Raw genomic sequence first — 12,425 nt, 5'->3', positions numbered from 1 at the left:
TCTAATTTTTCGTAATTAATAATTCTTTCGCATGCACTAAAGCACTTTCAGAAATATCATTACCTCCTAACATTTGTGCTATTTCAATAACACGCTCTTCTTGATTCAAAAACTTCAACTCAGATAGCGTTCCTTCTCCTACCGTTGATTTAAACACTTTATAATGCTGATTTCCTTTGGCAGCAATTTGCGGTAAATGTGTAATTGCAAAAACCTGCATATGCAAACTCATTTCTATCATGATATCACCCATTTTATGAGCAATTTCTCCAGAAACACCCGTGTCAATCTCATCAAAAATGATCGTTGGTAATTTTGAATATTGAGCCAATATTGCTTTTACTGCTAACATTATTCTTGATAACTCTCCTCCTGATGCAACTTTCTTTAATAAACCAAAATCAGACCCTTTATTTGCTGAAAACAACAATTGAATTTCATCTTTTCCATTTGGATAATAATGTTCCATTGTGTTTAACGTAATATTAAATCGTGCATTAGGCATTCCCAATTGTTCCAAAATAGCTACCAGCTTGTCTTGCAAAATGGGTATTGCTAAGTTTCTATTTTCATGAATTATCAAGGCAAAATGATCCAATTCATTTTGTTGTTCTGTAATCGTATGCTCTAATGTAGCAATTTTTGACTCCAGATCTCCTACAGCCAATACTTTATCATCTAAAAGCTGTTGAATTTCAATTAATTCCTCTACTGTAGTAACTTGATGTTTTTTCTGTAGATTATAAATGCTTTGCAACTTCTGATTTATCAATTCCAGTTCTTCAGGATCATTGACTAATAACTCCGTACTTTGAGCTACTTCTTCAGCGATATCATCCAACTCTAGTTGTACGCTTGTAATCCTCTCAAAAAGCTGCTTGTAATCTTCTGAAAAAACCGCTATTTTCTGCAATGAGGCTTTAACTTCTTTTAGATTTTGTAATACACCAACTTGTTCTTCATTTAGAACTAGTAATGATTTATCTAAAGCTTGTTTAATAAACTCAACATTATTTAGCTTTTCATAATTAGTTTCTAGCAATTCTTGCTCACCTGCTTTTAATTGTGCCGCCAATAATTCTTCCAATAAAAAAGTATTATAATCCTGCTCCTTGATTGCTTCTTGGCGTTCAGATACTAACTTATTAAGTAATGATTTATTGCTTTTATATTTTTTTAATCCCGATTGATAGTTCACAATTGCATCTTGATGGTTTGCAATTGCATCTATAATCTGAAATTGGTAATTTTCTTCTGATAATTCCTGCGTTTGATTTTGAGAATGTATATCTATTAAAAAAGCGCTTAAATTCTGTAGTTCCGGTAAGTTTACTGGGCTATCATTAATAAAGGCACGTGATTTCCCTGAAGGCAATATTTCTCTTCTTATGATTGTATTTGAATCATAATCGAGATCATTCTCTTTAAAAAAATCTTGTAATTTGTATTTAGATATTTCAAAATGTGCTTCAATTACACATTTCTCTTCTTTATTTTTCAGCGAAGACAAATCGGCTCTTTTCCCAAGAATCAAACCTAAAGCTCCTAGTAAAATTGACTTTCCTGCTCCTGTTTCTCCTGTAATAATGGAGAACTTATCTGAAAAATTAATCTCTAACTTTTCTATCAAAGCAAAATTCTTAATGGAAAGCGTCGTTAACATCAATAGTATGTTTTAGTAAATTATATAGATTGCTATAAAGATTTAGCAATTCAATTTCAATAATTATTAATACGTGATTTTACCCCATTTACTGGAGTTCAATGGTGATATACGATTTAAGTTATCCAATAAATCAGTCACGCTTATTTTAGGTCCATCCGTAAAGACAGAAACAATTTCATCTGATTTAGCATCAAAAAAGACACGTGTTAAAAAAGCATTTGGTCTAACTTTATGTAATTTATCTAGGGTAGCTAATGCTGTTTTAATCTTTTCTTTTGCTTCTTTCTGATTTTCACTCATCAAATCCATTCCTTCGTAATGGTATTGATATAATGCTTCTCTAAATGGTCCGTATGTATTTGATAAAATATCGGTAATTAAAAAGTATCGATTTTGATTTCCATCCGATTGCTTCCATCCTTTGTAATTACTTTGTTGCGATACATTCATTATTGTTTGTGCTACCTGATAATATGGTGTACCACCATTTAATGTAAAAGTATCTGCATCTATACCAATAATAATGTTAGCATAATAAGCGATTACTGAAACTAGATTTGAGTCATGACTATTGGGATCAAAATATAGATTTTCAAATTCTACGTATTTAAAATTAAAATCTTTGTCATTAAAATTAAATACCGGAGAAGAATACGATGAATTGTAAACAGGTCTAGATGACTGCACTTGAATTGTTGCTGTAAACTGATCAGAATTGTATGCCGAAACATTAATAAACATCGAACAGTCTATTCTCTCATTCTTTTTGAATGTCAAACCGGACCATTTGGTGTTATTAACAAATTCCGTTAACGACTTCTCTAATGTTTTAAATATTTGATTATTCGCATTTGTAACTCGGTCATAATTTATTTTAACCGCACAATTTAGTTCTTGAGCTTGTAGCCCAACAACACACAACAAAAGCATTAATACAAATAGTTTACGCATGATAATATTTTATTATTTTATTTAAAATATCTTCCGCAACTTCTTCTTTCGATTTTAGTTGCATTGGTTCTATATTAAATGATTTATCAATAAAAGTAATTTTATTCGTTGGTTTACCAAAACCGGCACCCTCATCATTTAAAGAATTTAAGACAATCAAATCTAAGTTTTTTTTCTGAATTTTCAACTTCGCATTTTCAATTTCATTTTCTGTTTCTAGCGCAAAGCCAATTAAAAACTGATTTTTCTTTTTCTGTCCTAAAGACACTAAAATATCTTTTGTCTTTTCTAAAGCAATCGAAAAATTATCTTCTGTTTTTTTTATTTTCTGTAATGCTACTGTTTGCGGTCTATAATCCGCTACAGCAGCAGCAGCAATTGCAGCATCTACGTTATCAAAATACAGATGACAGGCATCATACATATCTTGGGCTGATATCACATTTACTACTTTTATTGAAGCTTCTTCCACTTTTAAATGAGTAGGTCCTGCAACAAGTATTACTTCTGCACCAAAACGGGCTGCAGCATTCGCTAATTCAAAGCCCATTTTACCAGAGGAGTGATTCCCAATAAATCGGACGGGATCAATCGCTTCATAAGTAGGCCCTGCAGTAATTAGTATTTTTTTACCTTTTAAAGGCAATTTACTTTCTAAATCGGCCTCTAAAAAAGCAATAATATTTTCAGGTTCTGCCATTCTTCCCTCTCCTGACAAACCACTAGCTAATTCTCCAGATTCAGCTGGAATAATAACATTACCAAACTCCTTCAGTGTTTTAAAGCTAGATAAAGTAGATGGATGCTTGTACATATCTAAATCCATTGCTGGAGCGAAATATACAGGGCATTTTGCGGAAAGATAAGTTGCAATTAAGAGGTTATCGCTATTTCCCATACACATTTTGGAAAGTGTATTTGCAGTTGCAGGTGCGATAACAAAAAGATCAGCCCAAAGAGCCAAATCAACATGATTATTCCATACTGCATTTTCATCTTCTTCATTAAAGAATGTAGAAAATACAGGATTTTTAGACAATGTAGATAACGTAAGCGGCGTTACAAAATCTTTAGAAGCAGGTGTCATAATCACTTGGACCTGAGCACCTGCTTTTATAAAAAGTCTAACTAAAGAAGCTGTTTTATATGCGGCTATCCCACCAGAAACTCCTAGTAATATTTTTTTACCACGTAAAACAGACATCCAATAATTATTTATTTGTTTCTCTATAGTAGATTTTGTTTTCTAACCATTCTTGAACTGCTAAAGCGTGTGGCTTAGGCAATTTCTCATAGAATTTAGATACCTCAATTTGTTCTTTATTTTCAAAGATCTCCTCAAGACTGTCATTGTAAGTCGCAAATTCTTCTAATTTCTCAATTAATTCTTTTTTAATTTCAGAATTAATTTGATTTGCTCTCTTAGCCATAATTGTTATAGCCTCATAAACATTACCTGTCGGTTCCTCAATCGTACTCTTATTGTAGGTAATAGTGTTAACTGGAGCAGTAGTCTTTTTTAAATCCATGACTTTTTATTATTTAGAAAATTGTTGTAATTCTTTTTCGATTGAAGCATACATTTTGTCTGCTTCTTTTTTGTATTCTGTATCCTCTTTAAACTTCAATAAATTAGTATAGGCTAATTTTGCAGTAGCTAATCTTTCTTCCATTTTAGAAGGAATACTGTTTATTGCAAGATTATAAGCTGAATCTAATTTATAATATAATGCTTTTTCTTTAAATGGTGTACCTGGATAATCTGCCACAAAGTTATCTAATGCTTTGATTGCTGATTTGTAATCTGATATTGTATTATATTGTTTTGCAATTTCATAGGCTTTCATTTCTAGTTTAACACGTAGAGATGTAGCTAATTCATTTGCTTCACCGATATAAGTTGAATTTGGATAGTTATTGATGAAAGCTTGAAGCTTTTCAATAGCTTTATAAGTATCCGTTTGATCTAATGTATATCGTGGTGATAAATACGCATAACTTTTAGCACCTAGATAAGCAGCTTCTTCTGCTTTTTCACTTTTTGGATAGGCAGATGCAAAGCTTTCAAATTGATATCCTGACAAATAATACTGGTTTTTTGTTTTATAATACGACTGTGCGAACATATAAAACATCTTTTCTGCCTGAGGTTTTCCTCGGTAAGAAGGTGCTATTTGTTCAAAAAGTCGAATTGCTTTTGTGTATTTCCCACTTTCATATAATTTTTCGGCTGTGGCATATTTTAAAGCTACATCCTCTGATTTCAAAGCCTTTTGAAGATCACTACATGAACTAAAAACAAGAACTACAAGTATTATCGATAGAAATTTATTCATTTTTCATAAAAGGTTTTATTGATTATTCAGACTTTAACAGTCTATAAAAACCAACGGCAAATTTAGTTAATAATTAGAGAATACAAAACATTTTTTTCATAGGACTCAAAAAGCCTGAAAACAAAAAAAAGATGCCCTTAAACAGACATCTTTTGAAACTCTTATTTTTGTTATTTATTGTACTACAACTTTTTGTCCATTGAAGTTTTTCATATCATTATCAAACATGTAAAGTCCTCCTTTATCATCTCCAATTAAATTGATTTTATCCAAGATGGTTCTTGCCGAAGCTTCTTCTTCTATTTGCTCAGAAACATACCATTGTAAGAAGTTATGTGTAGCATAATCTTTCTCTTCTAAACTAATATGAACTAAATTATTGATACTTTGAGATACCTTTACTTCATGCTCAAATAATTGTTTAAACAATGATTTAAATGAAGAATAATCCAAAGAAGGCTCATTTGTCGCTAAGATTTTAGCTTGTCCTCCTCTTTGATTTACATACTTTATCAATTTCAACATATGCATTCTCTCTTCATCTGATTGTGCATACATAAATGTTGCAATTCCTTCAAATCCCTGAACTTCAGCCCATGAAGCCATTGCCAAGTAAATTTGTGAAGAATCTCCTTCTACTTTTATCTGATCGTTTAATGCTTTTTCTATCGTTTTTGACAACATATTTTTATGGTTTTAATTTTAAAAATAATTACTAATTTACAGTTTTACTTACAAATTGTGTAATCCTAGATGCTAAATCTTCGTTAACATTTACTAACGGTAATCGCACTGTATCTTCTGATAATTTTAAAGTTTTGAAAATCGCTTTTATCCCAGCTGGATTTCCTTGCTCAAAAATCATATCGATACTGTCCATTAATTGATAATGTAATGCATAGGCCTCGTCTACTTTTTTATCTAATCCTAAACGAACCATTGTAGAAAATTCTTTTGGAAAACCTTCTCCGATTACAGAAATAACTCCTGCTCCACCGGCTAAAACCATAGGTAAAGTAACCATATCATCTCCAGAAATCACTAAGAAATCCTTTGGCTTATGCTGTATTAATTTCATTGCTTGTACAATATCTCCAGCTGCTTCTTTAATACCAATGATGTTTTTAAAATCATTGGCTAGTCTAATTACCGTTGATGGCAACATGTTGCTAGCTGTTCTTCCTGGTACATTATATAGAATTACTGGAATTGGCGATGCTTCTGCAACTGCTTTAAAATGCTGATATACTCCTTCTTGTGTTGGTTTATTATAATATGGTGATACCGATAAAATAGCGGAAAATGCTGAAAAATCTCTTGTCTTTAATTCCTCTACTACTTTATGCGTATTATTTCCTCCTACACCCAAGACCAAAGGTAATCTACCATTATTGGCCTCAATAATCGTCTTTATAACAAGCTCTTGTTCTTCCTGACTTAATGTTGCTGCTTCCGCAGTTGTACCTAATACAACCAAATATTCTACACCTCCATCAATCACATAATTAACAATTCTCACTAACGCTTCAGTATCTACTGAAAAATCTTTTTTAAATGGAGTCACTAAAGCCACTCCAGTACCTACAAATGATTGCATGATTATACTTTGTTTAATATTCTTAAATACTTAAATAACTCTGTGGTAAAAACCTCATAATTCTCTGCATTGGTATTAATCATAAAATGATTTAACCTCTTATCTATCGTTGAAAATCCAACTTTAAAATTTGCTTTAGAATTATTTGTAATTAACATCAATGCTAATTTTTCTGTATCATAGTAACTAATTAGCATGTCAAACTTTTCTTTTACAAAATTTTGCACATCTTCATTATTTATCTGACCATCCCACCCTATTTGTTTATTACTAAATGTTGGGTATTTATATTCTTCGTTTTTCTTTAATCTATCACGATAAACTAGTACCTTTATTTTGTTTTCTGGAATGCCATTTTTGACTAAACTCTTAATTAGGGCTTCTTTTTCTAAGAAATAAGTCTCATCAATTAATAGTCCAATTGTTCTTACAACGTCATTTGAATGGTTATCCTTTACATTAAATAAACTCTTTTTTAATATTTTTTTTGCTGAAAAATCCTTTATAAATTTTATAAACATATTACTTTTGCTTGAAATACAAAATTAACCAAATAAGTATCACCTAGAATGACAAATCTAAAAAAGTATAACATTGTTTTAAAACAATTTGTTTTATTTATAACAATTACTGCTCTTTATTCTTGTAGTCAACAAAAAAACTACCTTGATAAGATTGAAGGAAAGAAAATTGGTATTACTAACCAATACAAAGAAGTATCTGAAATAGAGAATTTTATCAAACCTTACCGAGAGCATATCAACAAAGATCTTGATAATGTTTTGGCTTATTCTCCTATAACATTGGATAAAAGTAAAGGTGAATGGCAAACGAACATTGGTTGCTTAATGGCTGATGTTACTTTACAAAGAGGTAATATTGTTTTTGAAGCGCGTGAGCATAAAAAAATTGACATCTGTTTATTAAACCACGGTGGTATTCGCGCTATTATCCCTAAGGGTAATGTTACAACACGTACAGCATTTGAAATTATGCCTTTTGAAAATAATTTATTTATTGCTGCTATAAAAGGGAAACAAGTGATTGAAATGGTTCAATATATTATTGCCGAAAAGAAACCACACCCTCTTTCAGGAATGAAAATTGTTCTGGACAAAAGCGGTACTTCTTACAAAAGTATTACAGTTCAAGGACAACCTGTAGATTTAGAAAAAACATATTACGTTGCTACATCAGATTATTTGATTAATGGTGGTGATAGTATGAATTTCTTCAAGAAGGCTACAGCACAATATGACATGGATTACAAACTACGAAATGTTCTAATTGATTATTTCAAAGAGGTAGATACACTTCCAACGACATTTGAACCAAGAATTATTCAAGAATAAACTAGTATTGTTTTACTCATACAGCACAAAAAAATGAAAAGAAGAGACTTTTTACAAAAAACAGCAGCTAGTTCCGCTTTACTTAGTTTAAGCAGTTTACCATTAACGAGCTTCAACACTTTAGCAGACAAACATATTACGATCCTTCATACGAATGATGTTCACAGTCATATTGATCCTTTTGGACCGGAAGATCCACGAAATGCTAATATGGGTGGAGCTGCCAGAAGAGCAACATTAATAGAAAACATTCGAAAAGAAAATCCAAATGTTCTATTATTAGATGCTGGTGATATTTTTCAAGGAACCCCTTATTTCAATTATTATGGTGGTGAATTGGAATTCAAGTTAATGAGCATGATGAAATATGATGTGGCTACTCTTGGAAATCATGATTTCGATAATGGCCTGGAAGGTTTTTTAGCCCAATTGCCTCACGCAAAATTTGATTTCATTTCTGCGAATTACGATTTCTCAAAAACAATATTGGATGGTTATGTAAAACCTTATAAAATATTCAATAAGGGCGGTGTCAAAATTGGTGTTTTCGGACTAGGTGTTCAATTGGAAGGCTTAGTAGATAAAAAAATGTACAAAGAAACGGTATATAGTAATCCTATTGAAGTAGCTCAAGACATGACTCGAATTCTAAAACATGAACAAAAATGTGATTTAGTAATTTGTTTGTCACACATTGGTTACAACTATAAAAATGAACCTAACCGCGTATCTGATTTAATATTAGCTGCCAAAACCAAAGACATTGATCTTATCATTGGTGGACACACACATACTTTCTTAGAAAAGCCTACATTGGTTAAAAACCTTGATGGTGTAGAAGTATTAGTGAATCAGGTAGGTTGTTATGGAATTAATCTAGGTCGAATTGACTTTTACTTTGATTCAGACAAATCAAAATCACATAGCGGAAGAACTATTGTTGTTTAAAAAATAATATAAATAAAAAAAGAAGTCATCTCAATAGTACAGATGACTTCTTTTTTTTTATGTAAATCTTCAAGAATTTAAAAAACCTCAAGAAACACAACCGAATCACTCGTTTGGATCCAGATGGATATTGTATCTTAACGAATCAACCCAAGTAGATTTCACTAAAGCTTATTCTAGCATTTGAATGAAATCATCTTCAGAAATAATAGCTACATTCAATTTAGTAGCTTTTTCAAGCTTAGCAGGCCCCATATTCTCTCCAGCTACCACATAATCCGTTTTAGCAGAAATCGAACTCCCTACTTTACCTCCATGGTCTTCAATTGCTTTTTTAAGTTCATCTCTCGAGAATTTTGAAAAGACTCCTGAAACTACAAATGTTTTACCCACAAATTTATCACTAAGATTTACTGTTTCATGGGTTGTTTCTAATTGAACACCGTATTCTTTGAGGCGTTGAATAATTTTCTGATTTTCTGTATTTTCAAAGAAATCTACCACACTTTGCGCTATTCTTTCTCCAATTTCATCTACCAAAATCAAATCCATCAAAGTGGCTTGACTCAAAGCATCAATATTCTTATAATGTTTCGCTAATTTCTTCGCTACAGTTTCTCCTACATAACGGATTCCCAAGGCAAACAAAACGCTTTCAAAAGGAACTTCTTTTGATTTCTCAATACCGTTAATCAAATTATCCGCTGATTTTTCTGCCATACGTTCCAAAGGAATCACTTGCTCCTTCGTTAATTCATATAAGTCAGCATAATTATGAATTAAACCTGCATTAAATAACAGAGCGACAGTCTCACCACCCAAACCTTCAATATCCATTGCTTTACGAGAAATGTAATGCTGAATTCTACCAATAATTTGTGGAGGACAACCATAAAAATTTGGACAATAATGCTGAGCTTCTCCTTCTTTCCTAATCAATTCTGTTTCACATTCTGGGCAATGGGTTATATACACAACAGGTTCTGAATCTATAGCACGCTGTGTAATATCAACGCCAATAATCTTAGGAATAATCTCTCCTCCTTTTTCAACAAAAACTGCATCATTCACACGAACATCTAGCTTTTGAATCTGATCGGCATTATGCAAGGAAGCACGTTTTACAATAGTTCCTGCTAACTGTACAGGTTCTAAATTTGCCACTGGCGTTATCGCTCCAGTTCTTCCTACTTGATAGGATATTGAATTTAATTTTGTAGTTACTTGTTCTGATTTAAACTTATAGGCAATCGCCCAACGTGGTGATTTTGCTGTATAACCAAGTTCTTCTTGACTATAAAAACTATTTACCTTAATTACAACACCATCTGTTTCATAGGGTAAATCATGACGATGGATATCCCAATAATCAATAAATGCAAAAACCTCGTCTAAGTTCTTAGCCAGCTTTGCTTCATTCGGTGCTTTGAACCCCCAGCTTCTCGCTTTCTTCAAACCATCATACTGAGTAGAAAATGGCAAATCATTACCAATAATAAAGTATAACAAGCAGTCCAATGGACGTTTTGCTACTTCGCTACTATCTTGTAATTTTAAGCTTCCTGAAGCTGTATTTCGAGGATTAGAATACGGCGTTTCACCAATCTCAATCAATTCTTGATTCATTTTCATGAAACCCGCAATTGGCAAGACAATTTCACCTCGAATTTCAAAATGAGCAGGGTAATCTCCTTTCAATTGTAAAGGAATCGAACGAATCGTTTTAATATTATTTGTAACATCATCTCCCTGAAATCCATCACCTCTTGTTACAGCTCTTGACAGTACTCCATTTTCATAAGTAATACTAATTGAAGCGCCATCATATTTTAGCTCACAGGTGTACTCTAAGGGAACATCACCTAATACTTTTTGTATACGCTTCTCCCAATCCAATAAATCATCTTTTGAATAAGAGTTATCCAAAGAATACATTCTATTTGCATGGCGAACCGTATCAAAATTTTTAGTTATGGTTCCTCCTACTCTTTGCGTAGGAGAATTAGGATCAAAAAAATCAGGATTTTGATCTTCTAATATTTGCAACTCTTTTAATTTTATATCAAAATCATAATCAGAAATGGTTGGATTATCCAAAACATAATAGTTATAATTGTGTTGATTTAGCTCATCTCTCAGAGCTTGAATAGTTTGCAAAGTATCCATACAGAAAAGGGTTGACTTATTTAATATTTGAGTACTAAAATACGTGTTTTACGGTATTTATTTCAAAAAATTACGCTTTGATAATACTGTTTATTTGCTGCATTAATCGTCCATCACTCAAGAAAGCTCCTTCTTTAATTAAATCGAAAATAGCCACATTGCGTTCTGCTCCGAAATCTTTCTTTCCTAAATGCATTTCTACAGTTTCCGTAAACATATTATCGCTCAACCATTGTAATCCTTCTTTGGTTAAGAAATCAACATCTGGAACCAATGCTTTTAGCACAATTGAATTGAATTGATTTTCCAAGCAATGGAAAAGGAAAATATGGCTTTTAGAAAAATGTTCTAAATATTCTGCTTTAGTCAATACACCTTCCCAAATCAAATCTGAGAAAACATCTAACTCTTGTTCTGCTACTTCTGGTTGATCACGCTTAATGGTATCCCATTCTGCTTTATCAATAGATTGAGTAGCCAAGAAGTTAATAAACTCAGGGTGTAATTCTTCAAATTGTTCTTTTGTTAAACGAGTATATTTCATATCCTCAAAAATAATTATATTAAACAACTGGGCACCACAAAGCACCCGCACTTTTATTTACAAAAAAAAGCCTTCTCTTGCGAGAAGGCTTTATATATACTATTACGATAGATTACTTTTCAGCAACGATTTCGTATGGTAATTCAATGATTACATCTCTGTGTAATCTAACGCTAGCTGTATATTTACCAGTACGTTTAACGATTCCACTTGTGATGAATTTTCTGTCAATAGATTGACCGTTTTTCTCTAAAACTTCAGCAATATCAATATTGGTTACAGAACCGAATAATTTCTCACCACCTGCTTTAGCAGAAATTTTAATTTCAATAGCTTTTAAAGTTTCAGCTAATTTCTTAGCGTCATCAACAATTTTTTGTTCTTTAAATGCTCTTTGTTTTAAGTTTTCAGCTAATACTTTTTTAGCTGATGGAGTTGCTAAATGAGCAAATCCTTGAGGAATTAAAAAGTTACGACCATAACCATTTTTCACTGCTACGATATCGTCTTTAAAACCTAAATTTTGTACGTCTTTCTTAAGTATAAGTTCCATAATTACGCCTGTTTTTTATTTTAATAAATCAGCCACATATGGCATTAATGCTAAATGACGAGCTCTTTTAACAGCAACTGACACTTTTCTTTGATACTTTAAAGAAGTTCCAGTTAAACGACGAGGAAGGATTTTTCCTTGCTCATTTACAAACTTCAATAAAAAGTCAGCATCTTTATAATCAATATACTTGATACCAGACTTTTTGAAACGACAATACTTTTTAGTCTTGTTAGTTTCTATATTTAAAGGCGTAAGATATCTGATATCTCCGTCTTTTTTTCCTTTAGCTGATTGCTCTATTGTAGACAT

General features: G+C 31.9%; 14 protein-coding genes. 2 read left to right on the top strand and 12 right to left on the bottom strand.

All coding sequences use genetic code 11. The features are described 5' to 3' along the window. Position 1: 1 nt before the first annotated feature. The 8 genes from recN to P6733_RS08825 form a co-directional block, all read right to left on the bottom strand. Positions 2–1,663: a DNA repair protein RecN gene (gene recN, locus P6733_RS08860; RefSeq protein ID WP_306352499.1), complete on the bottom strand. Its 1,662-nt coding sequence runs from the start codon at positions 1,661–1,663 to the stop codon at positions 2–4. A 66-nt stretch (positions 1,664–1,729) separates the two neighbouring features. After that, complete coding sequence (gene porD, locus P6733_RS08855; protein WP_306352498.1) at positions 1,730–2,617, bottom strand: type IX secretion system protein PorD; 888 nt, start codon at positions 2,615–2,617, stop codon at positions 1,730–1,732. Beyond that, positions 2,610–3,821, bottom strand: a complete 1,212-nt coding sequence (gene coaBC, locus P6733_RS08850) for a bifunctional phosphopantothenoylcysteine decarboxylase/phosphopantothenate--cysteine ligase CoaBC (protein WP_306352497.1) — start codon at positions 3,819–3,821, stop codon at positions 2,610–2,612. The genes porD and coaBC overlap by 8 nt, the downstream gene beginning before the upstream one ends. 7 nt (positions 3,822–3,828) lie before the next feature. Further along, positions 3,829–4,146, bottom strand: coding sequence for a DNA-directed RNA polymerase subunit omega (locus P6733_RS08845; RefSeq protein WP_306352496.1), 318 nt, complete (start codon positions 4,144–4,146; stop codon positions 3,829–3,831). Positions 4,147–4,155: 9 nt separating this feature from the next. Further along, positions 4,156–4,953 (bottom strand): outer membrane protein assembly factor BamD, encoded by a 798-nt coding sequence (locus P6733_RS08840; protein WP_306352495.1) that lies wholly within the window; start codon positions 4,951–4,953, stop codon positions 4,156–4,158. A gap of 174 nt (positions 4,954–5,127) precedes the next feature. Further along, entirely contained in the window at positions 5,128–5,637 is a 510-nt protein-coding gene (locus P6733_RS08835) for a ferritin (protein ID WP_306352494.1), read from the bottom strand. Positions 5,638–5,668: 31 nt separating this feature from the next. Further along, complete coding sequence (gene dapA / locus P6733_RS08830; protein WP_306352493.1) at positions 5,669–6,550, bottom strand: 4-hydroxy-tetrahydrodipicolinate synthase; 882 nt, start codon at positions 6,548–6,550, stop codon at positions 5,669–5,671. A gap of 2 nt (positions 6,551–6,552) precedes the next feature. Then, complete coding sequence (locus P6733_RS08825) at positions 6,553–7,071, bottom strand: DUF6913 domain-containing protein (protein ID WP_306352492.1); 519 nt, start codon at positions 7,069–7,071, stop codon at positions 6,553–6,555. A 48-nt stretch (positions 7,072–7,119) separates the two neighbouring features. On the opposite strand from P6733_RS08825, the gene P6733_RS08820 reads away from it, so the two are divergent. Together P6733_RS08820 and P6733_RS08815 are read left to right on the top strand one after the other, a co-directional pair. Next, a complete protein-coding gene (locus P6733_RS08820; RefSeq protein ID WP_306352491.1) occupies positions 7,120–7,902 on the top strand; it encodes a 5'-nucleotidase C-terminal domain-containing protein in 783 nt (260 codons plus the stop codon). Positions 7,903–7,935: 33 nt separating this feature from the next. Then, a complete protein-coding gene (locus P6733_RS08815; protein WP_306352490.1) occupies positions 7,936–8,850 on the top strand; it encodes a bifunctional metallophosphatase/5'-nucleotidase in 915 nt (304 codons plus the stop codon). Positions 8,851–9,021: 171 nt separating this feature from the next. Here the strand turns inward: P6733_RS08815 and ligA are convergent, their stop codons facing one another. From ligA to rpsR, 4 genes are all read right to left on the bottom strand, one after another. Then, positions 9,022–11,016 carry an NAD-dependent DNA ligase LigA gene (ligA, locus tag P6733_RS08810; RefSeq protein WP_306352489.1) on the bottom strand — a complete coding sequence of 665 codons (1,995 nt, stop codon included), beginning with the start codon at positions 11,014–11,016 and terminating at the stop codon, positions 9,022–9,024. A gap of 70 nt (positions 11,017–11,086) precedes the next feature. Beyond that, on the bottom strand, positions 11,087–11,560 hold the full coding sequence (locus tag P6733_RS08805; protein WP_306352488.1) for a DUF6495 family protein: 474 nt from the start codon (positions 11,558–11,560) through the stop codon (positions 11,087–11,089). Between the two features lie 112 nt (positions 11,561–11,672). Then, complete coding sequence (rplI, locus tag P6733_RS08800; protein ID WP_306352487.1) at positions 11,673–12,113, bottom strand: 50S ribosomal protein L9; 441 nt, start codon at positions 12,111–12,113, stop codon at positions 11,673–11,675. Positions 12,114–12,128: 15 nt separating this feature from the next. Further along, complete coding sequence (gene rpsR, locus P6733_RS08795; protein ID WP_002987043.1) at positions 12,129–12,425, bottom strand: 30S ribosomal protein S18; 297 nt, start codon at positions 12,423–12,425, stop codon at positions 12,129–12,131.

This window comes from Flavobacterium aerium (assembly GCF_030766725.1).
GTDB classification, from domain to species: domain Bacteria; phylum Bacteroidota; class Bacteroidia; order Flavobacteriales; family Flavobacteriaceae; genus Flavobacterium; species Flavobacterium aerium.
Note: the sequence above shows the minus strand (reverse complement) of the source record. Positions and strands in the feature narration are given on the sequence as shown.